Consider the following 26016-nt stretch of genomic DNA (forward strand, 5'->3'; position numbering starts at 1 on the left):
TCTGGGTAAAAAAATAGGGTTGCTACCCCTTGTCCAGTATCAGCTTCATCCACGCCGGAACCAGCTTTTTCCGCTGCTCCATAAGCTGCCGGTACATCTCTTCATTACCCAGGATCGGTTGCAGGACGGGCTTTGCAACAAACGGAAACAAGTTCATTCCCAACAGGTTCATTAAAAAATGAAAGGGATTAACATCACTTCTGCGCGCCATAAGCTGTTTGATAAAAACAGATTCCGTGAGGTTCTTGCGGGCCTGAAAGCGGTTTGAAAGCTGCTCTGGATTGTTACGGATTTCACTCAATACGAAAATCGGCAGGTCGGGATGTTCGAGCAGCATATTAATGTAGCTCTCGGTAATTCTTTCCAGCTTCTGTTCCAATGTCGTCGACTCATCGTTAAGGACCGGCCCGAGTACCCCGAACAACTTGTCAATCCGCTCGGCCATCACAATCTGGAAAAGCTTCTCCTTACTGCGGAAATAGTAGTTCAGCAGCGCCAGGTTAATACCCGCCTCCTCTGCAATATCCCTCGTACGGGCATTGCCGTATCCTTTTTTAGTGAATACAATGCTCGCCGCTTCCTTAATCTTCTCCTCGGTGCTCAGATCCAATTCTGCCTTTTTTGCTTTCGCCATCAGTCCATTTCCGTTTGATGCTTCAAAGGTAAAAGCCAATTTTGTATTAACCAAAATATTTAATCAAACGATTAAATATTTTGGTTAAACCTGCTTTTGAAAGGTATATGCATTCCCTCAGGCTATTTTCCTCCTACCAACTTCTTTTCCAGGTCGTTTTTTTCCTAACTTTTACAAAAAAAATCTAAAACTCCTGACGCCTCTATGATCCGTAAATCTACCGCGCACTCATGACCTCACTATCCCTAAAAAAATGGCTTCCCGGAATACTTTTCCTGTCAGCCCAAATCATCAACACACTGTACGAGCTCACACGGGACACCCGTACGATCTCCTGGGCGCCACATACCACACAAGTCTTCTATCGGATCGATGCTTTTCAGGATGGCGCTGCCTGGGAGCGACAGGCTATCGAGGCCCGTTACGGCCTGGCACAAACCCAATGGGAAGCACACGCACCTGGCAACCTGCGAAGGCTCGTCTATTCGGTGGAAGCACAGGCTCTCACCCACCCCGATAGCGTAAAGATTTCCTATCGCCGCAATGGGGCCCCGGAACAAACTTATTTGTGGAAAGCCAGTCGCTGAGCCTTATGCGTCACTTCAATCCTTTCTATGTCAAGGGAAAGGCCGTCGTCCCCGAGCTCGTACTGGCGGTAAGAATGCTGGCCGTTTACCTGCTTCTGACCGGAGAACTCCCCTTCAATGGTAACCAGGGCGGCCGCAGGTTTTATCCGCTCATTGAATTGCTCGGCCAGATAGGTACCGACGAACAGTTCAATACCGGTGTCAGATTGCTGTTTCTGAGCGGCATCGGCGTACTCCTCTTCTCTCGTTTTGTCCGTCTTGGCGCGCTGTGCGTCGGTTTAGCTCTTGCCACGGGGCTGCTTTCCTGCCAGATATGCATTTCGGTTGCCCATCTTTTTACGGGTTGTGTCTTCCTGTGCACCGCGCTTAGCAATTATGTTACGGGCACAGATTTAATCCGTTTTCAGCTCGCGGTACTCTACCTCGGTGCCGACCTGAACAAGGTTTTCGATCCCGATTGGTGGACCGGTGCCAGCATGGAAACGCTGTTGGTGACCAAACATCAGATAGCCTCCTACATGAAGGTCGCCAGCATGTTCTCCCGCGGCCTTTTGTCCCAGATGATGGGCATAGGGGTCATAGTATTGCAAATAACCATTGCCATCCTTCTGCTTCGACGCGGTACCGTCATTTACGCCATGCTGCTGGCCCTTGTTTTGCATTTACCCATGGTATTGCTAATGCAGATGACATTCGGGCCCTTTCTTTTCGCGCTTATTACTGCGTACGGCTCCCTGCTCTCATGGCCTACCCGCCTGGCTTGCGACAGCCGTTTGCACAGTAGCTTGCTTGTCAAATTGCTGGCACGGCTGGATTTCAATGAGCAGATAAGTCCCTGCGGAGGTAATGCGAAGGAGTCGCCGGTCCGTTGGCTAAGAACTTGTCTGCATTATCTGGCACATCCGGCTATCCTGTTGTCAATGACTATCCTGACCGCCATCCTGGTCCGATATGGCAAACTAATTCCGCTGACGTTGCTCGCCATTGCAGCATATCGGATCTACGCCTGGCCGCAGCGGAAGCGCGCAGACCGGGCCCCCTCGGTCGCGGGCCTGTGAGCGCGCTTGTCATTTTTAGTTTGAACTTCTGTTTGAAAACATCTTGAAATATTAATTACCCTCGTAATTTTGTGATTGCTTTGACCTGAACTATATATTCAAAGCATTGGAATAGGAACAACTTTCATGAAGAAAATCCGTAATTTTTGCATTATTGCCCATATTGACCACGGGAAAAGTACCCTGGCGGACCGTCTGCTGGAATTTACCAAAACTGTATCGCAGCGCGAAATGCAGGCGCAATTGCTCGACAATATGGATCTGGAACGTGAACGCGGCATTACCATCAAGAGCCACGCGATCCAGATGAACTATGTTTATAAAGGAGAGGAATATATACTTAACCTGATCGACACACCCGGGCACGTGGACTTTTCCTACGAGGTTTCCCGCTCGATCGCCGCCTGCGAAGGCGCATTGTTGCTTGTAGATGCTTCCCAGGGCACCGAAGCCCAGACGATCTCCAATCTCTACCTGGCGATCAACCACGACCTGGTGATTATCCCCGTTTTGAACAAGATCGATCTTCCCGGCGCCATGCCCGAGGAAATCAAGGACGAAATGGTGGACCTGCTGGGCTGTGAACGTTCCGACATTATCCCTGCCAGCGGTAAAGAAGGTATCGGTATCGAAGACATTCTGAATGCGATCGTAGAGCGCATCCCTGCCCCGGTCGGCGATCCGGAAGGCCCGCTGCAAGCACTGATTTTCGACTCGGTTTTCAATTCCTACCGCGGTATCGAGGTAATTTTCCGTGTGAAAAACGGAAGTATCAAGAAAGGCGACAAAGTGAAATTCATGGCGACCGGCAAGGAATATATTGCCGACGAAATCGGAACGCTCGGCTTGCAGCAAATACCGAAGCAAGTGGTGGAATGCGGCGACGTAGGTTACCTTATTTCGGGTATCAAAGTAGCCAAGGAAGTGAAAGTGGGTGATACATTCACCCACATCGACCGTCCTGCCAGCGAGGCCATCGTAGGTTTCTCGGAGGTCAAGCCCATGGTTTTCGCCGGTATTTACCCGGTCGATACGAGTGAGTTCGAAGAGCTTCGCGAGGCGATGGAAAAGTTGCAGCTGAACGACGCTGCGCTGGTTTGGGAACCTGAAACATCGGCAGCACTCGGTTTTGGTTTCCGCTGCGGCTTCCTGGGAATGCTGCACATGGAGATCGTTCAGGAGCGTCTGGAACGCGAGTTCGACATGACGGTGATCACGACGGTACCATCGGTGCAGTTCCGGGTTTTGACTACCAAAGACAAAATTCTGAACATCAGCGCTCCGTCCGAAATGCCTGAGCCTAACCACATTAAATACATCGAGGAGCCGTACATCAATGCACAGATCATCACCAAATCGGACTACATCGGCCCGATCCTGAACCTGTGTATGGACAAGCGCGGTATTCTTAAAAACCAGATATATCTGACGGCAGAGCGCGTGGAACTTCAATTCCTGATCCCGCTGGCCGAAGTGGTTTTCGATTTTTTTGATAAACTTAAAACCATCTCCCGCGGATACGCCTCACTCGACTATGAACTGGCAGGTTACCAGGAGTCGGACATGGTGAAGCTCGATGTGATGCTGAATGGCGAGGCGGTGGATGCATTGTCGGCGATCGTACACCGTTCGAAATCCTATGAATGGGGTAAAAAGCTTTGCGAAAAGCTGCGAGAGCTGATCCCGCGGCAAATGTTCGAGATCGCGATCCAGGCAGCCATCGGGCAGAAAATCATCGCCCGCGAAACCGTGAAAGCCATGCGGAAGGACGTTTTGGCTAAATGTTACGGAGGTGATATTTCCCGTAAACGCAAACTCCTCGAAAAGCAGAAGAAAGGTAAGAAACGGATGCGTCAGGTGGGTAGCGTAGAAATTCCGCAGGAAGCATTTATGGCTGTTTTGAAAATCAACTAGTAATTTCACCGTATGAAAGCAAAATACCGGCAATACTACCTCAGAGGGTTGTTGCTGGTATTTTTGCTTTATCACGCCCCCACTATTTTCCTGGGCCAGGGGGCCTTCTTCAATGCTTTCGATTCGCTCGATTCATTCGTCGTCTGGTACCGCCTCGCCACGCAGGCGGCTTACGCATGGGCGCCGCCGTACGCGATCATCGAGCCTTTTATGGGAGGTGTACCGAAATTCACGCTGGTCAGTACCTATAATGTCTACTACTGGCTGAATCTCTTCCTGCCTACTTTCACTGCTTTCCAGTGCTACAACATCTTCATCAGCGGTGTCGCGATGATCGGCATGTGGCTGCTGTGCCGGCGGCATTTGGGCACCAACGAGCCTGTCTCTGCCTTTCTGGCTTTATCATTTGCATTTACGCCCTTTCTGCCAACCTGGGGACTGAGCATTGCAGGCCAGCCCTTGCTCTTATTTGTCATCCTGAATATCCGCAGCGGAAAATCGGCTGTCTGGAACTGGCTGATCCTGGCTGCATTTCCGTTTACCTCCAATTTCCAGTCTGCCGGGGTATTCATCCTGTTTGCGTTCGGCGTGCTGATTGCCGTGGATATAATTCAGAAGCGCCCGGTCAAAATGATGCTACTCGCGTTTGCGATCCTGCTGGGCGTTTACCTGGTCACGAAGATCGACCTGATCCAGAATTTACTTGGAGGAGAAGGGTTTGTTTCCCACCGGATAGAAATGCGGCGGTTTCCGGTGCCGCTGGGCGTTTGCTTTAAAATATTTGCCCGGTACTTCCTGCTCGGCAATGTAGATGTGGCGTTATCGCTGCATACGTTCGTGCTCCTGCCATTTGTGTGCCTGGTGTATGCCATGCACGTTATTCGAAAAAAGGAACTGCCGCTGAGCCTTACCATCACACTGGGCACTATCGCTCTGATCTGCTTTTATATTGCGATACTTAACTGGGGGCCGCTGGTAGCGCTTCGGAACGACTCCGACCTGCTGCGCATGTTCAGCCTCGAAAGGTTTCATATTTTCTTGCAATTGCTCTGGCATATTGCGGCCGCGCAGGCATTACTGCTGATTGCTCCCCGCTACCAAAGCCGCGTGTTAATGGTGGTAGCGGCTATGCAGCTTGCTGTTTGTTTCGCCTATCAACCGACCTACTACGAACGCTTTGTCAAAAAACTCGTCTCCATTGTTCCCTACCATTATATCTTCACCTACGAGGATTACTATGCCGAGAGATTGTTTGACAATATCAAAACGGCGATCGGCAAACCGGTGCACACCTATCGCGTAGCCAGTATCGGCATTCCACCGGCAGTGGCCCAGTACAATGGTATGTGGACGATCGACGGGTATTCCAGTAATTATCCCCTTCCTTATAAACACCAATTCCGGAAGATCATCGCCGACGAACTGGAAAAGAATGGTAACAACCGGGGTTTCTTCGATTTCTGGGGAAGTCAAAGCATTGTGGTTTACGATCAGGGGCTACCCTATTTTGAAACCCATATGACACGCGGCATGGCCCCTTCCGAACGCCCTATCTCACTTTCGTATGACGCGCTAAGGAAGCTCGGGTGCGACTATATTCTATCCGCGGAAAACATCCTGAACCCGGAAAAATCGGGCTTACGTAAGCTGGCGATATTCCGTTCGGCGATCTGGCATATAAGTCTATATGAAGTCACTAAGACTCAGTGACGTATATGTAACCGAAATATATTTATTACCGCTTGAAAAGTCGTAGCTAACCGGTTGCCCATTGGGGACATTTTTGCGTATATTCACCACACCAAACGATCCCCCATTCTTTATGAGCATCGTAGTTTCCAACATCAAGTTCCACAACAACCAGCAGCTCGACTACTTCGGGCACAAGATCAAAAAAACGATGATCCCGGTTTCTTCGCCTTACGTGCGCAGGCATGTGAAAGAAGTGATCGACTTTGCCGGGATCAAAAAGTCCGACAGGATCATCGACGTGGCCTGTGGAATGGGGAAATACACGCTGAACTTCCTCGCCCAGGGTTACCGCGTGGAGGGGCTCGATTTGTCGCCATTTCTTTTGCAGCAACTACTGATCTACAATGACAACAAATTTCCCGTCAAGCTCCACGCCGCCGACATTCTGGATGCGCCCGAGGAACTCAACGACCAGTTTGATGTGGTAATGGGTTTCATGGCGCTTCACCATTTTCATAGTCTGCACGCTTGTTTCCAGGCCATGTACCGAATATGCAAACCGGGCGGAAAGCTGGTATTTCTCGAACCGAATGCCTACAACCCGCTTTACTACCTGCAAATAGCGCTGACGCCGGGCATGTCGTGGGAAGGGGATAAGGGCGTGGCGGACATGACTAAAAACAAGCTGTTCAGCGCCATGGATTATGCCGGTTGGAAGAATTTGAATATTAAAAGATTTGGCTTTTACCCACCCTTCCTCTCCAATACTACATTGGGCCAAAAAAGTGAACCAGTCCTGGAAAAAATTCCCGGATTGAACACGTTTTTGCCTTTCCAGATCATCACGGCAGAAAAAAGATGATTGAAGAAAAAAAAGAAAAGTGGCTTGTATCCTATCCGGACGACGGCAACTCGGTGTGTTTCGAAATGGAAGACATGTCGTTCTGGTATCAGCATCGGAACGGGTGCCTTGTAGAGGCTATGAAGGCGAACGGTTTTCCTAAAGATTTCCTCGATATCGGGGGCGGCAACGGCATTACCGCGTTGGCCATGCAAAACGCGGGCTATCATGTAACGCTGGTCGAGCCGTATGCTACGGGGATCGAGAATGCAAAGAAGAGAGGAATCCGGTCGACGATCCAGAACACTTTGGAGGAATATGTGGCCCAGGCGAACGGGACAGCTCCCGCTGCGGGGTTCTTCGATGTGATGGAACATATTCGTGACGATAAATCCTTCCTCGAAAACATCAACCGGCTACTCACGCCCGACGGACAGATCATGCTGACAGTACCCGCTTTTCAAAGCCTGTGGTCCGAAAACGACGTGCAGTTAGGGCATTTCAGGCGGTACACCCTTGGACAGCTCACTACGCTACTTGCCGGGGCCGGGTTCAAGGTCACTTATGCCAGCTATTTCTTTTCGCTCGTATGGGCGCCTATGTGGCTTGCGCGGGTATTGCCCGAAAAATTCGGGATTAAGAAGGATAACACACCGGAAAAGAAACGGAACGAACACATGGCCGGCCGACCTACCACTGCACGTTTACTGAGACGTTTGCTGGGTTGGGAGGTCAATGCCATCCGAAATAAGACAAAAATCCCATTTGGTACCAGTTGCCTGATCGTTGCACAGAAAACAAGAGCCTTGTGAACCAAAATTTACCCAACCATTTCCAGCTCTTTCTATTCTCGACCGAACCGGCGATCGTCCGAACGGCCGTCGCGGCCGGCGTAGACGGTATCATCGTCGATTGGGAGAACCAGGGAAAGAAGCTCCGGCAGGAGAATTTCGATACACAGATCAATTATGATACCTACGAAGATCTGTGCCGTGTGCGGGAAGTGACGCCGGCAGGCAAATTAATCTGCCGGATCAATGGCTTCTCACCCGAATATACCTACGAGGAGGTCGAGCTCGCGTTGCGCGCGGGAGCCGATGAGATTTTCCTGCCGATGGTCAGGACGGTTGCCGAAGCCCGTGACACCCTCCAAATGATCGGCGGCCGGGCAGGCTTCAATATCCTGATCGAAACGACCTCGGCACTCGACTGCATCACCGAACTCAGCAAGCTGCCTCTCCATAGGGCCTACATTGGGTTAAATGACCTGCATATTCAGCAAAACAGCAGGAATATTTTCGTTCCGCTCATGAATGGCACGGTCACTGACATCCGCCGGCAGTTCGACATACCGCTCGGAGCCGGAGGGGTGACCTACCCGCCTAATGGCCTGCCGATCGCCAGCAAATACCTGATCAACGAATATGCCCGTCTGGGGATCGATTTCAGCTTCCTGCGCCGTACGTTCATCAAAGACTATGCCCATCACAGTATGGAACACATGGTCCATCACATCAGGAAGGCGTACGACGAGGCCCGCAGCCGGCCCGGCGAACAGGTTTCCGCAGATTTCCAGGCATTTCGCGAGCAGGTCGAAAGCTGGACCACCAATCCGCATCACGCATGATTCTTCTGATGTATGAACCGGTACAGACACATTTGCATCGCTTGCAACAAGCTGCTCCGGATCAGGAAATAGCCATTGCACACTCGCTGGAAGAAGCGCAAAGGCTCATCGAAAACGCTGAGGTCGTACTGGGCAACCGCTATTTTATCCAAAGCCTTCCCTTTGCGCGGAAGCTCCGCTGGATGCAATCCAATTCAGTGGGGGTAGATATTATATTGACAGAAAAGCAACTTCTTCTTAACAAAGGGATCACGCTGACCTGCGCCCGCGGCGTGTACGACACCGAACTGGCAGAGCATACCCTCACGCTGCTCCTTGGCCTTTTCCGCAATGTCCATCTGCTTCGTGACGAACAACGGGCGCATTCGTGGCAGCGACACCGGTTGCGAACCGTGCATGGCAGCCGCTGCCTGATCCTCGGCTGGGGCAGCCTCGCACAGGAAATCGCAAGACTGATCACCGCAATGGGCGGGCATGTTTCGGCCGTAAGAAACCAGCCACACAACTCGGAAGAACATGGTATCCCACTGCTCGGTCAAAAGAACTGGCAGATATTACTGCCCGAAACGGACGCATTGATCATCTGCCTCCCAAAAACGCCCGAAACCCATCATTTCGTGAATGGCTCCGTTCTTGACCAGCTCTCCTCCGGGGCGTTCGTGGTCAACATCGGCAGAGGCGGCACGCTCGACGACCAGGCATTACTCGAAAGGGTGCAGGCTGGCCAACTGGCCGGCGCTGCGCTGGATGTATTTGAAGAGGAGCCATTATCTGCGTCGCATCCGATGTGGGCGGAGCCGCGGATACTGATCACCCCGCATGTAGGCCGGAGCCTGGAAGGGCCGGAGTTTAAATGGCAGCCGCTTTTTGAGGAAAATCTGGCGCGCTACGTGCGCGGGGAAAAGCTGCTGAATATCGTCAACTACGAAAAGGGCTATTGATGATCAGCATTGTTGTTCCCGTCTACAAAAGCGCCTCCACCCTTGTGGCATTACATGAACGGATCAGCCAGGCAGCCGCATTGCTCGCGGTTTCCTGCGAAATTGTGTATGTGAACGACGCCTCTCCGGACCATTCGCTGACTATTCTGCGGCAATTGCCGCCCACGGTTTCCTTTCATATTATTAATCTGAAAAAGAATGCCGGCCAAAGCAGCGCATTGATTGCCGGAATGGCATTCGCGCGCGGAGAATTCATTGCCACCATGGATGCAGACTTACAGGACGAGCCAGAAAACCTGCCGATATTGATCGACGCATTAAAACCGGGTATAGATGTTGTTTTTGCTAAACGCCAGGGCAAATACGAGTCTCCCGGCCGGTTGCTTACCTCCTATTTTTTTAAAGGAATGGTGCACTGGTTTTCAGGCAAAAAAATACCGATGAATGCGGGGCTTTTCATGATAGCAAGAAAGATTGCAGTCGGTAATTTCACTTCTTATTTGCCCTACTCCCCTTACCTCATTGGGCTGATCGCCAAAGAAAGGCTGCGGTGCGCCACCATAACCGTGGAACGCAGGGGAAATGCATTCGGCGAAACTTCCTATACTTTCCGGAAACGCATGCGCGTCGCGAAGAGCTTTTTCCGGACGCTTCGGCTTCCGCCTCCCCAGCCCGGCCCGAAAGGTACTGAATGGCTTAATTTACATCTTTTGGCCGATCATTTATATATTGCCCGGGAGTCGTGAAAGCGCTGTACCGACGTGCATTTTGGGACACGCCAAAATGCCAAAACCACCACAAACAAGCATAGCACACTGATTATCAAGCATTACAAGAAAGATGAATTTCCCGGGAGAGGACTTCAACGACCGATAGGGGCAATTTTATAATGTCAAACATCTCTCCTATTCACCTTTTATTGTAATTTTGACCAAAGTCTGAATTTCGACCAAGAACAAAAATACCTTAACAAGCGATATGGCAGAAGTAATTCGTATGCCCAAGATGAGCGACACCATGGAAGAAGGTGTTATCGCGGAATGGCACAAAAAAGTAGGTGATAAAATTAAATCCGGTGAAGTGATTGCGGAGGTTGAAACCGACAAGGCAACCATGGATCTCGAATCTTACTGGGACGGTACCCTTCTATATATCGGCGTAAAAAAAGGCGACGCGGTGCCTATCGACGGTATCATGGCGATCGTAGGCGCTGAGGGTGAGGATTATCAATCGCTGCTTAACGGTGGTACAAGCACAAATGGTGCGGCTGCCGCAGCACCTGCCCCGGAAGCACCGAAAGCAGAAGCTCCTGCCGCACCGGCCGCTGCAAAACCTGCTACGGCAACCGCTGCCGTTTCTACCGAGAAAATCAATGCTGCGGTAGTTCGTATGCCAAAAATGAGCGATACCATGGAAGAAGGTACGCTGGTTTCATGGCAGAAAAAAGTAGGCGATAAAGTAAAATCAGGCGATATCCTGGCCGAAGTTGAAACCGACAAGGCTACGATGGAGCTGGAAGCATACGAAGACGGTACGCTGCTTTATGTAGGCATTAAAGAAGGCGACGCGGTACCTGTGGACGCGATCATCGCCGTAATCGGTGAAGAAGGATCGAATGTGGAAGCATTGCTCGCACGCGAAAATGGCGAAGCACCTGCTGAAACGGCTGCTGCACCGGCCCAAGCTGCGTCGACGCCGGCTGTAAACGGTTCTGAGAAAGCCGTTTCGGTGGCGGATTCGAACGAGCGCGTAAAAGCATCTCCATTGGCCAAACGCCTGGCCGACGAAAAAGGCATTAACCTGAGTGAAGTTTCGGGAAGCGGCGACAACGGACGCATCGTAAAACGCGACGTGGACGAGTTCAAACCGGCAGCACAAGCTGCTCCGGCCGCTGCACCTGCTGCTCAGCCAGCACCTGCCGCCAAAGCAGAGGCAGCTCCCGCACAGGCAGCACCCGCGAATGGAGATTTCGTGGATACCCCGGTATCACAAATGCGCAAGACCATTGCACGCCGCCTGAGCGAAAGCTTGTTCACCGCGCCTCACTTCTATGTGACCATGGAAATCAACATGGACAAGGCTATGGCATTACGCCCGCAGCTGAACGAAGTGGCTACCGCGAAGATCTCTTTCAACGACATGGTGATCAAAGCTTGCGCAGTAGCGTTGAAGCAACATCCTGCCGTCAACTCCGCATGGCTGGGTGACAAGATCCGCAAATACAACTATGTCAATATCGGTGTAGCCGTAGCGGTAGACGAAGGTCTGCTGGTGCCGGTGATCCGCGAGGCTGACAAGAAAACGCTTTCTGCCATTTCAGGTGAAGTAAAAGACCTGGCCGGCAAAGCGAAAGATAAAAAACTGCAACCGAAAGACTGGGAAGGCAACACATTCTCCGTATCTAACCTCGGTATGTTCGGTGTAGACGAATTCACCGCGATCATCAACCCGCCGGATTCTTGTATCCTGGCGATCGGTGCGATCAAGAAAGTAGCTGCTTTCAAGGAAGATGGAACGGTTTACCCGACCAACATCATGAAAGTAACGCTTTCAGCAGACCACCGCGTGGTAGACGGCGCAACCGCAGCTCAATTCCTGCTGACAGTGAAGAAACTGTTGGAAGAGCCGATGAGCATGCTGGTTTAACCTCAATGCAAATGCATGAAAAAGTGTCAGGCCCGCAAGGTCTGGCACTTTTGTTTTCAGAGGGTTTTCAATTGTTTCGGGAAAATATTGAGTCATTAAATATCGATATGGAGAAAATACACGCTACTACCGTCCTCGGGGTGCTACACAATGGAACTGTCGCATTGGGCGCGGACGGTCAGGCTACAATGGGCAACACCGTTGCCAAGAGTAATGTAAAAAAGATCCGCACGCTGCAAGGCGGCAAAATCCTTGTTGGTTTCGCGGGCTCAACAGCCGACGCATTCACCTTGCTGGATCGTTTCGAAGAAAAACTGAACGGCTATGGCGGCAATATGAAACGCGCGGCCATTGAACTAGCCAAAGACTGGCGCACTGATCGCTACCTGCGTAAATTGGAAGCCATGATGATTACTGCTAACAAAGACGAAATACTCGTCATTTCAGGAACCGGTGATGTTTTGGAACCGGAGAATGGCATTGCCTCGATCGGCTCAGGCGGAAACTTTGCATTATCCGCAGCGCAGGCTTTGAAAAAACACGCAGGCCATCTTTCAGCCGAAGAAATGGTGCGGGAAGGGTTGACGATTGCGGCTGATCTTTGCATTTATACCAATCATAATCTGGTGATTGAGAAGGTGGTGCAGTAATCTGATTTAACGATATGGCGCGAAGCTCCTGCTTCGTGCCGACTATTCGTAGGCCTCCGGCCGATCTTAACATCCCGCAAGGCAGCCAGAGGCTGCATAATAGCCTGCGCGAAGCCGGAGCTTCGCGCTATCACTTCACAATTCCGCCATCAAGGTCATCAGCTTCACCAGCGAATCGGAAATCACCCGGTTGCTCCCAGGCACGTATTTATGTGCGATGATCGTAAAGCTTAGCAAGGCCCCCGATTTCGCATTCACATACCCTGCAAACGCCCGGGTACCTTCTATCGATCCACTCTTCGCGTGTATGTTACCCGCAGCGCGTGAGCCTTCTCCAAGGTTACGAACCGTGCCATTCTGTCCCATCACGGCAATGCTTTGGTAAAAGTCTTTGAAGCTGGCATCCCTATTAGCCAGGTTCAAAATATCAGTAAGACTACCCGCTGTGATAGAGCCCGAGGGCGATAACCCGCTTCCGTCTTTAATGTAAAACCCTCGCAAGTCCGCTCCCCGGCCAGACCAGTAGCCGGTAATGGCCTTAGCTGCCTCATCGAACCCGGAACTTCCCGAAAGCCTTTTGCCGGATTGCTTAAAAAACACGTCCGCAAAAAGGTTAATGCTCCAAAAATTGGCTTGCTGACAAAGCTCGCGCAAAGGAGGGGACTTGTATTCATCGATGATTTTCTTTGGATTGGGAGTGAGCAAAACAGCGCTGCGGGGGAGTGAATCGGCTTCCGCTACTACTACCCCATTGCCCGATAATGCATTTTTCAAAGCGTATGCCGCATACCACGCAGGATCGGGAATGGAGCCTTTTACAGTAAAAGAAGCATTGCCGGCTGGTACTGTGCCGGTGAGCAGCACGTTATTGCCCAACGGGCTGCTGTAAATGATCGTCTGGTCGCCGGAACCTCGTTCGCCGGTGGTAACCTGGTTTGTGAAAGACAAATAGGGAATCGCTGGTTCGGTACCGAGCACTACTGTAGGGTCGCCCGGATCGACGCCGGGTTTGAATTTTACACGATAAAGGTTTTCATTAAAGTTGAGCCCTTGAACACCTGCGCCATAGTAGTTGCCCATATCGCCCCATATCCACGTACTGGCAACAGCTTCCTTGTCGAAAAACGATGCATCGGCCAGGACTTTCCCTTTTATATATTTAATTCCCGACCTTTTTACCGCCTCGACCCACCGGCTGATCATTTCAGGCGCCGTTGGATAACCTTTGAACCGGTCGCTTCCGAGTGACGGGTCTCCGGTCCCGTGAATGTAAAGATTACCTTCAAGCGTATCGCCGCGAAGGACGCCGTCGTGTTCCAGGAACGTCTGGAATTTGAAATCGCCTCCGAATAAAGCGAGAACCGTAGCCGTTGAGACCAGTTTCAGCGTGGAAGCCGAAGGCAACGAGCGCTCCGCATTCAAAGCAAACAGGTTGCTACCCTCTTTTACCGCTTTTACGCTCACGGCCAGAGAACCGCTCCGCATGAATTCGCTATTCTGAAGTTCGAGCACGGCATCGCTGAAACGAACCAGCCCGATGCTATCGATGGCCTGTGCCGATGCCGTCCGGCCTGTGAGTAGTATGCAAAGCAAAAGAAGGGTGGTTCTCATCATATTAAATATTCGCCGAACACAAAATTTATGCAGCTTTGTCTAATCTAGTAACTAATGTCCGTATCTCAGGCTGTTTTTTGGTACTTTTGTAAGATATTAGACAAACGATTAGTAGTTTACAAAGAAAAGATACAATAGTGATATTGATTTTTCCGCCAGGCGAAAAATACCAATATAGCTTTCACCCCATACTATTTATATGAAATTGACATTTTGGGGGGCTTCGCAGCAGGTCACAGGTAGTATGTTCCTTCTCGAATCGGACGACTACCGCATCCTGATCGACTGCGGCTCCGATTTTGATCTGGATGAGATCGGGAAGAAGACAAGATACGAACAGCAAAAGAGCGTTTTCCCATTTGAACCCAGCCTGATCAACACCGTACTGCTCACACACGCGCACATCGACCACTCAGGTAATATTCCGAACCTGTACAAGGAGGGTTTCGAAGGCAGGGTGGTTTGTACAGAGCCTACCATGGCGCTGACGTCGCTTTTGCTGAAAGACGCAGCCAATCTGCACCAGAAACGGCTCAATTCACGGGTTAACTCCAAAAAAAGAAGCGGGAAGAAAAAGCGGGAAGTGCCTATGGATTACTATGTTGAAAAACATGTGATCGAGGCGCTGGACAACTTTGTACCCGTTTCGTTCGGCCAGCGCTACCGCATTGCGGATAATGTCACGGTTACCTATTACGCGGCCGGTCATTTGCTGGGCGCTGCCCATATTGTACTGGAAGTGTATGAAAATGGCGAAAAAAAGCGGCTTTGCTTCTCCGGGGACATTGGGCGCAAAAACTATCCGTTGCTGATCGATCCACAGGAAATCCCCCAGGTGGATTACCTGATCTGTGAATCGACCTATGGAAACCGCTTGCATGAAGACCAGCGGGGGCCCGTAGAGACGTTGGCCGAGGTCATTAAACGGACATGCATCGACATTCCCGGCAGGCTTATTATCCCGTCGTTCAGCGTAGGGCGCACGCAAGCATTGCTGTACACGCTCAACAAACTCTACCTCGACCGTTCGTTCCCTTTCATCAAAGTATTCTCCGACAGCCCGTTAGCGCATAGCAGCACCAAGGTTTATCAAAAGCATTCACGGATGCTGAACAAGGAGGCGCGCGACTTTAAGGAGGAGAATGATATGCTCTTTGATTTCGAGAACCTGATCTACCTCGAAAGCGCCGATGCAAGCCGCGCCGTCTCGAATTATAACGAACCTTGCATTATCATCTCGTCGTCGGGAATGGTACAGGGCGGGCGCGTGGAGGCACACGTGGAGGCTAATATAGGCAATCCTTACGCGACGATCCTGATGATCGGCTACGCATCCGAAGGAACCCTCGGCTGGCGCTTGCTCAATGGCCAGGACACGATCTCGATTCGCGGAAAGCAGCATCCGGTCTTGGCTAATATTGAAAAAATTGACGTATTTAGCGGCCACGGAGACCAAAACGACTTAATTAATTTTGTAAAAATGCAGGATCCGGAAAAACTGAAACGCGTTTTCCTCGTCCACGGAGAGCAGCAAAGCATGGCAGAATTCCAGAGTAAAATCCAGGAAATCGGCTATCATTCGGTGGAAACGCCGTTAAGGGGCGATACTTACGAACTCTGACCGCACCTGATCCCGCCCACTAATCACAGAACCTGAATTATGAGAACATACCTCGATTTTGAAAAACCTATGGCCGAGCTCGAACGCAAGCTCGAAGAAATGAAAGCATTGGCGAATGAAAACAATGTGGATTTTTCGGACGCCATTGCGTTGCTGGAAGGCAACATCACCAACCTTCGAAAAGAAATATTTGAAAACCTCACGCGCTGGCAGCGCGTACAACTCTCCCGCCACCCCGATCGTCCTTACACGCTTGACTACATCGAACTGATCTGCGATGAGTTCATCGAATTGCACGGAGACCGCCAGGTGCGCGACGATCCGGCTATTATCGGTGGTCTGGCGAACGTCGGCGGGCAATCATTCATGCTGATCGGCCAACAAAAAGGCCGCAATACCAAGCAGCGCCAGCACCGGAACTTCGGTATGCCGAACCCGGAAGGTTACCGCAAGGCATTACGTCTGATGAAACTGGCAGAAAAATTCAACAAGCCTATTGTGACGCTCATCGATACGCCGGGTGCATTCCCTGGTATGGAAGCAGAAGAGCGGGGACAAGGCGAGGCGATCGCACGCAACCTGAAAGAAATGTTTATGCTGAAAGTGCCTGTGATCTGTATCGTGATCGGTGAAGGGGCTTCCGGCGGCGCATTGGGTATTGCCATCGGCGACCGCGTGCTGATGCTTGAAAACACCTGGTACTCGGTTATCTCCCCTGAAAACTGCTCGGCCATTCTCTGGAGAAGCTGGGATTTCAAGGAACAGGCAGCCGAAGCGATGAAAATCACGGCCAAGGATATGACCAACTACAAGCTGGTAGACGGCATTATCGCCGAGCCACTGGGCGGTGCACACCTCGACCACAAATGGATGGCCGATGAGCTGAAAAGAACAATTCTCGAAAATATTGCCGAACTCGGCGCCATCAGCGAACAAGACCGCATCGATCAGCGTATCGATAAATTCTGTTCCATGGGCGTGGTAGTAGAAGCGTAAGCATATCCATGAAAAACGACAAGATCAGGAATATCATTTTCGACCTCGGCGACGTCATTCTCAACATCGACGTCCCTATTGCTTCCAAATCGTTTGCAGAGCTGAGCGGACGGGAACAGCACGAGATCTTCACGATCTTCAAAGAGAGCGAAGTTTTCCGCCAGTTTGAAACCGGATTGATGGATGAACCCACCTTCCGCAACTATGTGCGTGAAATCCTGAATTTTCCTGACTTGTCGGATGAAGCCATCGATACCGCCTGGAATAGCCTGCTGCTCGACCTCCCGCCCGAACGTGTGGAGCTGCTGAAAAAGCTGGCGACGAAATACCGGTTGTTCCTGCTCAGCAACACCAGCTCGATCCACATTACGCAGGTCAACAAAATCCTGGAAGCCTCGACTGGCGTCGAAAAACTGGAAGATTTGTTCGAAATCGTTTTTCTTTCCTACGAAATGGGCTTGATGAAGCCCGATACCCGTATTTACCAGGAAGTGCTCGACAAAGCCGGCCTGAAAGCGGAAGAAACGCTTTTCCTCGACGACAATGCGGACAATATCCGCAGCGCGGCGCAGCTTGGCATCGAAACCATCCACGTCCAAAAGCCGGTCACTATTCTGGAATATCTTAAAGACTATGCAGTCTAACACACGGACTCACATTATCCAGGCAGCACTTTTTGTCATCACCATCATCACTACGACGATGGCCGGTGCCGAATGGATGTTCGGGAATATATTCGGATTCGTCTATGACATGCTGTTTTTCCTGATCGGCAAACCGGACGGTAAGGAAGTACCTGTCCCCACCCGCCCTATGGGATGGACGGAATTCATGCAAGGTTTTCATTTTTCGATTCCGTTCCTGCTGATCCTCACGATCCATGAATTTGGGCACTACTTTGTTGCGAAAGCGCATAAGGTAAAAGTCACACTGCCCTATTACATTCCATTGTGGTTCGGTATCTCGCAAAGCATTGGAACACTGGGCGCATTCATCCGGATCAAGGAAGTGGTTAAATCCCGTGTCAAATTCTTTGACATAGGCATCGCGGGCCCGCTGGCAGGTTTTCTGGCTGCATTGGTAGTGCTTTGGTATGGTTTCACCCATTTGCCTCCGCCGGATTACATTTTCAAGATTCACCCCGAATACGAGCGTTTCGGGCTGAATTATCCGCAATTTGCCTACGAAAATCCGGCTGGTAATCTGATACTTGGAGACAATATCCTGTTCTGGTTTTTCAAGAATTACGTGGCTGACCCCGCACGTCTGCCACATGCGTATGAGATCATCCACTACCCTTACCTTTTTGCAGGATATCTGGCGCTGTTCTTTACTTCGCTGAACCTCATACCTATTGGCCAGCTCGATGGCGGCCATATTCTCTATGGTATGATCGGCAAGAAGCGGTTCAATGTAGTCGCACCGGTTCTGTTCGGTATTTTTGCGTTTTATGCAGGCCTGGGCGTGTTCCGCACGGAGTCCTTCGCAACAGGCAGCGATGCCGTGTTCTACGAGCGACTTTTCTACCTCGCCATTTACGTCTATTTCCTTTACATCTGTTTCAAACGTGCATTTGATAACCCGTCGACAGCCCTGATGACCAGTTTACTGATCGTTGTCGGCCAGTTCGCGGTTACCTACGTCCGTCCGGATTGGGATGGCTCCGTCAATTTGCTGCCGTTTGTATTCATTCTCGGTCGCTTTCTGGGTATCCGTCACCCCGACACGGAAGATAACACGCCGCTCGACACGCCGCGGTTTATTCTCGGCATCGTCGCGTTTGTGATTTTCGTGATCTCGTTTAGTCCGACGCCGTTTATTATTATTGAGTAAAGGAGATCAGTCCTATTCATCCCTTTTACTATATGAAAAGGCTGAATAATGGCACCACACATTTCCCGCAGGCACTTCCTCGCCACCATCGGCGCAGCTCCCCTTGTTGCGGGAATGAGACCTGCAGCCTCCCCTTATACCTATTCTGTCAAGGGAAAAATTGCTACCTCCGAGCTTGGTAAATCGCTGATTCACGAGCATGTGCTGGTCGATTTTATCGGCGCGGAGAAGATCTCGCCAGACCGCTGGAAGCATGACGAAGTGATTCGTAAAGTCCTGCCTTATTTGCTCGAGATCAAACAGCGGGGTATTCGAACATTAATGGAGTGTACCCCGGCATTCATTGGCAGGGATGTGATTCTGCTTAAAAAGCTTTCTGAAAAATCAGGCTTGAACATCCTCACCAATACCGGCTATTACGGCGCTTCCGACAACAAATACCTGCCCAAATGGGCATTCACCGACACCGCAGAACAACTCGCTCATCGCTGGATCGCCGAATTTGAAAAAGGGATCGATGATACAGGGATTCGGCCCGGATTTATCAAAACCGGTGTCAATAGTGGTAGTTTATCGGAACTTCATCAAAAGCTGATCAAAGCCGCTGCGCTCACGCATTTGAAAACCGGACTTACCATATGCTCCCACACAGGCCCCGCGTTGCCTGCGCGGGAGGAGATAGAGATATTAAAACAATCCGGTGTGCATGCCTCCGCGTTTGTATGGGTACATGCGGGCGGGAGCCCGGAAGAGCTGGATGATGTCGGCAAAAGCGGCTGCTGGATCAGTCTGGACGGTGTGAATACCGGCAATATCGCCAGACACGTGGAATGGATGACGTTTCTGAAAAGCAAAGGTCGGCTACGGCAAATCCTCATTTCGCACGATGCCGGATGGTACCGCCCGGGAGAACCTGACGGAGGTGAATTTCGGGGATACACGACCATTTCCGACAAACTCATTCCCGCATTAAAAGGGCAAGGATTCACGGACGCGGATGTCCACGCATTAATGGTCACCAACCCGGCGAAAGCCTTTGCTATAAGTATTCGGAAAGGTTGAGGCCCTAGTTCTCAATCCTGAATTCGGTCCAGCCGTCGGCCCCCGTCTCCAATGCAAAATCGAATCCGTGGTTGCCTAGTATTTCGCGGGTTAATGTGAGACCGATGCCCTGTCCGTCCCGCTTGGTACTGAAAAACGGGTTGAACAACTGAGTACTCACGTCCGGGTCGATCGGCTTTCCATTATTACGCACGACCAGACGATCGCTCGCGACACTGATGCGCACTTCCTGCCCGTTTTCACAAGCTTCTATGGCATTTTTAATCACATTAATCAGTACCTGCTCCATTTGCCCTTTATCGACCTCCCAGAATACGTTTTCGGGCGATTCGCTCAATACCTTCACATTCCGTACCGATGCCGCATTCTGCATAAATACGGCTACATCGCGTGTGAGCATACCCATATCCGTACGCTCCTGAACGGCCGCAGGCAGGCGCACGACGTCCGCGAAATTGCGCATGAAGCGCGTGAGTTGCTGATTGCGCTCCGACGCGACATACAATGCGTCCTTAATATCGCTGTAATCGGTGTCGGGCAGTAAATGCGTTGTCGTCTGCAATATCGAATCAGTGGCACCCAGGGTATTGTTCACTTCATGGGCCATCATCCTGATCACCTTACCATAGGCATTCTTCTCGGATTCGAGGATTTCACTGGTCAGCTCCTCAATCATCAGAAACGAACGCCGGAAGCCACGGTCCATAAAATGTGAGCGCTGCGCCTTGAAAGTGGCAATACCATTGGTTTTAATCATTCTGGATTCGCCATCGAGCAAACCTGCGAGCTCGGTAAGCAATGGCAGGTCGGTTTCCTCCGGCTTTTTCCCCAACAATACGTCAACTTCATGCTCAAACTGGCTCTTCGCCTTGCTGTTGAGCGATGCAATGCGGTCGTCATAGTCGAGGATAATAATCGAAATAGGCGATGCTTCGATGAGTTTTTCCAGAAAGAAATGCTGTTCGTTCAGCTTGATCCGCTCCTGACGCAGCTGGTCGATCATCATATTATAAACCTCTATCAGCACATCGACCTCCCCTTTGCCCGTCGGGACAAATTTGATCGAAAAGTCCTTGTCCTTAATGGCTTCGATTCCTGACTTCACAAATTGGATAGGTTGCATAAAGTTGTTGTAGAGAACGATAGACATGCCCGCCGATAGCAGCAAAAACACTTCCGAAGCGATAAAGAAGGCCTTATTCTCGAATAGCAGTTTATAAACCAGCAGGATCAGTACCAGGTGGAGAATGGCGATATAGGCAATGTATTTTGCCTTCGTGGATAACCTCATACTTCTTCCGAATCAAACGATATGCCGAATTTCTCCAATCGCCGGTACAATGCAAAGCGGGTAATCCCCAGCGATCGGGCCACCTTGCTCACCTTGTTCTGATGATGCTGCATAGCTCTGACGATCATCTGGTACTCCATTTCCTCCAAAGTAATACTGCCTACCTCCGGCACATGCTTCTGCGCGGACACCGCATTACCGGCATGGAGGTTACGCTGAAAATCCTCGATATCGAGCACATTATTACCCGCCAGGAGTACCGTCCGCTCTACCAGGTTTTTGAGCTGACGGATATTGCCTTGCAGCGGTAAAGTTTTTAGCCACTTCAAAGCCGCATTGCTTATTTTAAGCTCCGGCCGGTTGTAAATGGTTTTCAGGTTATCCGCGAAAAACGCGGAGAGCAGCGGAATGTCGTCGGGCCGCTCGCGCAATGCGGGGAGTTTAACGGTGATCAGGTTAATGCGGTAATAGAGGTCCTCACGGAATGTGCCCTGCGCCACCATTTCTTCCAGGTTCCGGTTGGTAGCACAAATCACCCGCACATCCACTGTGCGGCTTTTGCTGCTTCCCAGCGGCTCAAACGTACGCTCCTGCAACACGCGCAGGAGCTTCACCTGGCTCGACAAGTCCAGCTCTCCGATCTCATCCAGAAAGATTGTCCCGCGGTGCGCCATTTCGAAACGGCCCATCCGGTCAGTTTTGGCATCCGTAAAAGCGCCCCGCACATGCCCGAACAACTCGCTTTCGAACAATGTGGACGAAATGCCGCCCAGGTTCACCTTCACGAACGGCCGCATTTTACGGCGGCTGTTCAGGTGGATGGCTTCGGCGACGAGTTCCTTCCCTGTACCACTCTCGCCCGTAATGAGCACAGGCGCGTCCGTGGGGGCGACCCGGCCGATGGTTTCGAGGATATCAAGCAGCTTCGGGTCCTCGCCGACGATGTTTTCGAAATGATATTGCTGGTCCAGCTTGCGCCGGCTCCCGGCCTGCTGTGCGGGTTTAGCCAGGTTCAGGATCGTGCGGATAGACTGGATGAGGTAATCATTCTGCCAGGGTTTGGTCACAAAATCAGCAGCGCCTTCCTTCATTCCCCGCACCGCGAGGTCTATCGTCCCCCAACCAGTAATCAGCACCACCGGAATAGCCGCATTATGTTTTTTGATACGTTGCAACAAATGCATTCCCTCACGTCCCGACGTTTCGATCGAAAAATTGAGATCGAGCAATATCAGCTCCGGCGTCACCATTTTCAATATTTCAAACGTTTCCTCCGGCGAGCCGGCCCCACGCACCTCGAAACCCTCCTTTTTCAAAAGAAGCAAGAGGGAGGTACGGATAGCCAGGTCGTCGTCTACGATTAGGAGCATGGGCGGTCGTTAATTTTTAATGATTGAATGATTGAATGATTGAATGATTGAATGATTGAATTTTGAATGAGTGAATTTTGAATGAGTGAATATTTTAGTGGTGAATTTGATGCTTGACAAGCTTGAGTTTTGGAATACCTAATTTGAAATGCTTTGTTTTATTGACGAAGGAAACATTCAATCATTCACACATTCACTCATTCACTCATTCAATCATTCACACATTCACTCATTCACTCATTCACTCATTCCTCATGCAACGCCACCGCCGGATGTATCATGGCGGCTTGCTTGCTGGGGAACCAGGCGCATAGTGTTACAATGATATAAATTACGGCGACGGCGGCCAAAATCGCGATGATGTAAATTTCCTTATCGAGATCGAAAACGTTCATGAGCGGAAACTGGACGGCAAAAATAAGGCCGATAATGAGACTGAAAGTAGCCAGTACCCATATTTCGCCGAGGAACTGGCCCGTAACTTTTGATTCGGTGGCTCCCATAGCACGGCGCAGGCCTATTTCGCCCTTACGTTTGGCAATATTGAGATTTAAAACTCCAAAGAGTCCCAACGCTACATTCGTAAGCAAGAAGCCACTCACAATCAGAAATATCAGTACAGGAACGAGTGTCAGATTTTCACGGTTTTTGCGCGAATCTTTGAGATAACCTACTTCCACACCCCAGCCTGGCAACATCATGGCAACATCTTTCACCAGCCTTGCTTCAAAGTTCGCGTCGGTGCCCGGTTTGGTCTTGATAAGAATATTCGAATTCCAACGATCATTTTTTTCCAAAAGCTGAAAAAGCGCCGGACTATCCGACATAAACAGCCCCTTTCCCTTGAACTTGTCAACAACGCCCACCACCTTGTACGTGACGTTGTCGCTGCGCTTAATGACCTTGTTCAGGCCCGACTCGTTCTGAAACAGCTTGTTTTCCATCACCTGGTTGATCACGATCGGGATGAATTTGCCCACCAGATCAGCGTCGGCATACCAGCGGCCTTTTTTGACCGGGACGTCAAGCACACGATTGAACTCGCTATCGGTGTAGTAAAAATCAGCTCCTACATCGACCTTGTTGTAATTGACCGAATTGCCGATCTGGTTGGCCGAAAAAGGCGTGTTACTGCTCATCCGGCTGGCAGCGGTTACCTCTGAATACGACCTTACCCGCTGCATCGTCCGCTGCAATTTCGCGGCGATATCGGTAGTATCCTGGTTCGACGATAATTCCAGGTTCCATACCTGCTCATACTGGAACCCAATAGGCTGCAAATAGTTGCGCAGGTTAAAAACAATGAGCGTGAGTACGCCGAAAAGCACCATAAAAGCGGCCCATACCTCGATAATGAGCAGGGAATGCGTGCCTTTTTTATTCCAAATCAGTTTGAAAAGATGTCGTAGCATGGCTATGCGGGATTAAAATGAGTGAATCGACGTCAGACTTTCAGCGCTTCCGCTATTTTCAGTTTCGACATTCTGAATGCCGGCAAAACGCCTGAGAGTAGTCCGAAAACGAGGCATACCAATACGCTGATCAGGAACACCGGCAGATTGATCGTGAGGTCGGCGTAAGCGATCCACCCGCTGGAATTGATAAAATGAATGACCGCGAGCGTCAGTAACAGCGCAAACGCGCCACCAATGAAAGTAATGAATACGTTTTCGATGATAAACTGCCATAGAAGGGCTTTCGAAGGTGCTCCGAAGGCTTTCCTGACGCCTATTTCCGACGCGCGTTCGAGAATGCGGCTGACGTTGACATTCACCAGATTTACGGCCGGCAAGCCCATGATCATCAACAGCACCAGCCCCACAATCACGTAAAGCGTAATCCGGTCCTTGTCGTTTCGCGCGAAAGTGTGGAGAAAATGATCGAAATAGGTATCCGCCTTGACGATCAGTACATTGAAATGATTGTTATCCGAGTAGTCCGAACGCGGGATGCGTGCGACGTAGCTGTCGAACTCTGCCTGCACGGCCGGAAGGTCATCGGGACTTTTAGACAGGACAATGGCTGCAAACCGCCCGCGGATCCCCTTATTCTCATAGTTACTTTTCGGGGCGGTATAGGGGAAATAAACATCCGAATAGGTGTAGACCCTTGTTGGTGGGCTGCCTTTCACAACCCCGATCACGCGGTAGTTTATGTTTTCTATATCAATGGTTTTTCCTACTACCGTTTCCCCAGCGTTTCCAAAATACTGTTCGCGTAGCGCATCCGTAATCACCACCACGTGGTCGGCATTCCGGATATTCGTTTCATCGTAAGGTTTGCCCTCGAGGAATTCGAAATCGGTCACCGACCAGAAATCTACGTCGGTGTATTTGGTATTCAGCTTGATCCGCTTACCATTCGTGTAAGCGTTCGAAAAGCTGAAATTGCTCATAATGGCCACGCGTTCGGCCGATTTGATCGACTTGGCATATTTCGTCAGAAACTCGAAAGAAGCCGGGCCCGACGACATCGTCGTATTCGCCGAATCGGTTTGGACAATGTTCGCAATATACAGCGACCGGTTGCGCTTGCTTTCCGGATAATGCGACCCGAAAAGGTGATCAAGAAAAGAAGTAACCACCATCAGCACCGTCAGCGTAAGCGTAATGCCGAAAAGCGTTATGAAAGTATAAAAGGGATGCCGCAGCAATACCTTCCAGGCGATTTTTATATAGTTTGAGAGCATGGCGCTATTTGATGATTGAATGATTGAATAACCCATTAACCCACCTGCGTCCCGTCAAACAGCCTGATGAGCCTGTCGGTCTTTTTCGCCATTGCCTCGTCGTGGGTGACCATTACGATCGTGGCGCCGTCACTATTCAGCTTTTGCAGGATGCCGAGGATTTCGTTTCCCATGGCGCTGTCGAGGTTACCGGTGGGCTCATCGGCGAGGATAATCTCGGGATTGCCGACGATCGCACGGGCAATAGCGACACGCTGCTTCTGCCCGCCCGAAAGTTGCTTCGGAAAATGCTTCATGCGATTGCTCAACCCCACCTTTTCCAAGGCCGCCTGCGCAAGCTCGCGACGCTCCTTGCCCGACGTATTCCGGTAAAGCAGCGGAATTTCGACGTTATCTATCACCGATAGATCATTGATCAGGTGGAAGCTCTGAAAAATGAAACCCAGCTTGCGGTTGCGGAGTTCGGCCAGGTGCTTGTCGGTATAACGCTCCACCGGCGAACCGTCGATTTCGATTTGCCCTTTCGAAGGCGCATCGAGCAGTCCGATAATGTTCAGCAATGTACTCTTCCCGCAACCCGAAGGCCCCATAATCGACACGAATTCCCCTTTCTTCACATCGACGTTGATGTTGTTCAAAGCCAGGGTTTCAATCGAACTGGTGCGGTACACTTTTTCTACGTTTTGGAGTTTGATCATGGCACGGTACTGGTTTGTTGGATGTTTTTGAATTTTGAATGATTGAATGAGTGAATGAGTGAATGAATTTTGAATGAGTGAATGAGTGAATGAGTGAATGAGCGACCGGGTCGCCGGAGCGATGAGTGAATGGGAAGTCAGGTCTGGTCAAGTGTTGTCAGGTGTTGTGTTTAAACTAATCTTGACAATTTCATGACTACTTCTGACCTTTTGGCGACTTACTCAATCATTCGGTCATCGCTCCGGCGACCC

At 50.6% G+C, this 26016-nt stretch carries 23 protein-coding genes; 16 read left to right on the top strand and 7 right to left on the bottom strand.

Annotation, left to right across the window (positions count from 1 at the left end; translation table 11 throughout):
* Window positions 1–22 precede the first annotated feature (22 nt).
* Window positions 23–634 (bottom strand): TetR/AcrR family transcriptional regulator, encoded by a 612-nt coding sequence (locus tag J7619_RS26140; protein ID WP_291205943.1) that lies wholly within the window; start codon window positions 632–634, stop codon window positions 23–25.
* Between the two features lie 230 nt (window positions 635–864).
* On the opposite strand from J7619_RS26140, the gene J7619_RS26145 reads away from it, so the two are divergent.
* From J7619_RS26145 to hslV, 11 genes are all read left to right on the top strand, one after another.
* Window positions 865–1221, top strand: coding sequence for a hypothetical protein (locus J7619_RS26145; protein ID WP_291205945.1), 357 nt, complete (start codon window positions 865–867; stop codon window positions 1219–1221).
* 5 nt (window positions 1222–1226) lie between these two features.
* Window positions 1227–2279 (top strand): HTTM domain-containing protein, encoded by a 1053-nt coding sequence (locus tag J7619_RS26150; RefSeq protein ID WP_291205948.1) that lies wholly within the window; start codon window positions 1227–1229, stop codon window positions 2277–2279.
* Window positions 2280–2405: 126 nt separating this feature from the next.
* The gene (gene lepA / locus J7619_RS26155) at window positions 2406–4193 is read left to right on the top strand and encodes a translation elongation factor 4 (protein WP_291205951.1); all 1788 of its coding nucleotides are present in this window, start codon (window positions 2406–2408) and stop codon (window positions 4191–4193) included.
* 12 nt (window positions 4194–4205) lie between these two features.
* Window positions 4206–5903 carry a DUF6044 family protein gene (locus tag J7619_RS26160; RefSeq protein WP_291205954.1) on the top strand — a complete coding sequence of 566 codons (1698 nt, stop codon included), beginning with the start codon at window positions 4206–4208 and terminating at the stop codon, window positions 5901–5903.
* Window positions 5904–6015: 112 nt separating this feature from the next.
* Window positions 6016–6747, top strand: coding sequence for a class I SAM-dependent methyltransferase (locus tag J7619_RS26165; RefSeq protein ID WP_291205956.1), 732 nt, complete (start codon window positions 6016–6018; stop codon window positions 6745–6747).
* Entirely contained in the window at window positions 6744–7538 is a 795-nt protein-coding gene (locus J7619_RS26170) for a class I SAM-dependent methyltransferase (protein WP_291205959.1), read from the top strand. Before J7619_RS26165 ends, J7619_RS26170 begins: the two co-directional genes overlap by 4 nt.
* Complete coding sequence (locus J7619_RS26175) at window positions 7535–8353, top strand: aldolase/citrate lyase family protein (protein ID WP_291205961.1); 819 nt, start codon at window positions 7535–7537, stop codon at window positions 8351–8353. The genes J7619_RS26170 and J7619_RS26175 overlap by 4 nt, the downstream gene beginning before the upstream one ends.
* Entirely contained in the window at window positions 8350–9294 is a 945-nt protein-coding gene (locus tag J7619_RS26180) for a D-2-hydroxyacid dehydrogenase (RefSeq protein WP_291205963.1), read from the top strand. The genes J7619_RS26175 and J7619_RS26180 overlap by 4 nt, the downstream gene beginning before the upstream one ends.
* On the top strand, window positions 9294–10040 hold the full coding sequence (locus tag J7619_RS26185) for a glycosyltransferase family 2 protein (protein WP_291205966.1): 747 nt from the start codon (window positions 9294–9296) through the stop codon (window positions 10038–10040). The genes J7619_RS26180 and J7619_RS26185 overlap by 1 nt, the downstream gene beginning before the upstream one ends.
* Before the next feature lie 232 nt (window positions 10041–10272).
* Complete coding sequence (locus J7619_RS26190) at window positions 10273–11940, top strand: pyruvate dehydrogenase complex dihydrolipoamide acetyltransferase (RefSeq protein ID WP_291205969.1); 1668 nt, start codon at window positions 10273–10275, stop codon at window positions 11938–11940.
* 107 nt (window positions 11941–12047) lie between these two features.
* Window positions 12048–12590: an ATP-dependent protease subunit HslV gene (gene hslV, locus J7619_RS26195; RefSeq protein WP_291205973.1), complete on the top strand. Its 543-nt coding sequence runs from the start codon at window positions 12048–12050 to the stop codon at window positions 12588–12590.
* Window positions 12591–12725: 135 nt separating this feature from the next.
* On the opposite strand, the gene dacB is transcribed toward hslV, so the two are convergent.
* Window positions 12726–14204 (bottom strand): D-alanyl-D-alanine carboxypeptidase/D-alanyl-D-alanine-endopeptidase, encoded by a 1479-nt coding sequence (gene dacB, locus J7619_RS26200; RefSeq protein ID WP_291205976.1) that lies wholly within the window; start codon window positions 14202–14204, stop codon window positions 12726–12728.
* Between the two features lie 199 nt (window positions 14205–14403).
* On the opposite strand from dacB, the gene J7619_RS26205 reads away from it, so the two are divergent.
* The 5 genes from J7619_RS26205 to J7619_RS26225 are packed head-to-tail and all read left to right on the top strand — an operon-like array spanning window position 14404 to window position 19716.
* A complete protein-coding gene (locus J7619_RS26205) occupies window positions 14404–15825 on the top strand; it encodes an MBL fold metallo-hydrolase RNA specificity domain-containing protein (RefSeq protein ID WP_291205979.1) in 1422 nt (473 codons plus the stop codon).
* Between the two features lie 39 nt (window positions 15826–15864).
* The gene (locus J7619_RS26210) at window positions 15865–16821 is read left to right on the top strand and encodes an acetyl-CoA carboxylase carboxyltransferase subunit alpha (RefSeq protein WP_291205982.1); all 957 of its coding nucleotides are present in this window, start codon (window positions 15865–15867) and stop codon (window positions 16819–16821) included.
* Between the two features lie 8 nt (window positions 16822–16829).
* Entirely contained in the window at window positions 16830–17465 is a 636-nt protein-coding gene (locus J7619_RS26215; protein ID WP_291205985.1) for an HAD family phosphatase, read from the top strand.
* Window positions 17455–18654, top strand: coding sequence for a site-2 protease family protein (locus J7619_RS26220; protein ID WP_291205988.1), 1200 nt, complete (start codon window positions 17455–17457; stop codon window positions 18652–18654). Before J7619_RS26215 ends, J7619_RS26220 begins: the two co-directional genes overlap by 11 nt.
* Before the next feature lie 48 nt (window positions 18655–18702).
* Entirely contained in the window at window positions 18703–19716 is a 1014-nt protein-coding gene (locus tag J7619_RS26225; protein WP_291205991.1) for a phosphotriesterase, read from the top strand.
* Between the two features lie 4 nt (window positions 19717–19720).
* Here the strand turns inward: J7619_RS26225 and J7619_RS26230 are convergent, their stop codons facing one another.
* The 5 genes from J7619_RS26230 to J7619_RS26250 form a co-directional block, all read right to left on the bottom strand.
* Entirely contained in the window at window positions 19721–21007 is a 1287-nt protein-coding gene (locus tag J7619_RS26230; protein ID WP_291205994.1) for a PAS domain-containing sensor histidine kinase, read from the bottom strand.
* Window positions 21004–22377, bottom strand: a complete 1374-nt coding sequence (locus J7619_RS26235; RefSeq protein ID WP_291205997.1) for a sigma-54 dependent transcriptional regulator — start codon at window positions 22375–22377, stop codon at window positions 21004–21006. The genes J7619_RS26230 and J7619_RS26235 overlap by 4 nt, the downstream gene beginning before the upstream one ends.
* A 245-nt stretch (window positions 22378–22622) precedes the next feature.
* Window positions 22623–23789 (bottom strand): ABC transporter permease, encoded by a 1167-nt coding sequence (locus J7619_RS26240; protein WP_291206000.1) that lies wholly within the window; start codon window positions 23787–23789, stop codon window positions 22623–22625.
* A gap of 32 nt (window positions 23790–23821) precedes the next feature.
* Window positions 23822–25066: an ABC transporter permease gene (locus J7619_RS26245; protein WP_291206003.1), complete on the bottom strand. Its 1245-nt coding sequence runs from the start codon at window positions 25064–25066 to the stop codon at window positions 23822–23824.
* A gap of 35 nt (window positions 25067–25101) precedes the next feature.
* Complete coding sequence (locus J7619_RS26250; RefSeq protein ID WP_291206006.1) at window positions 25102–25764, bottom strand: ABC transporter ATP-binding protein; 663 nt, start codon at window positions 25762–25764, stop codon at window positions 25102–25104.
* Window positions 25765–26016 lie beyond the last annotated feature (252 nt).

This window comes from Dyadobacter sp. (assembly GCF_017744695.1).
Classification (GTDB): Bacteria; Bacteroidota; Bacteroidia; order Cytophagales; family Spirosomataceae; genus Dyadobacter.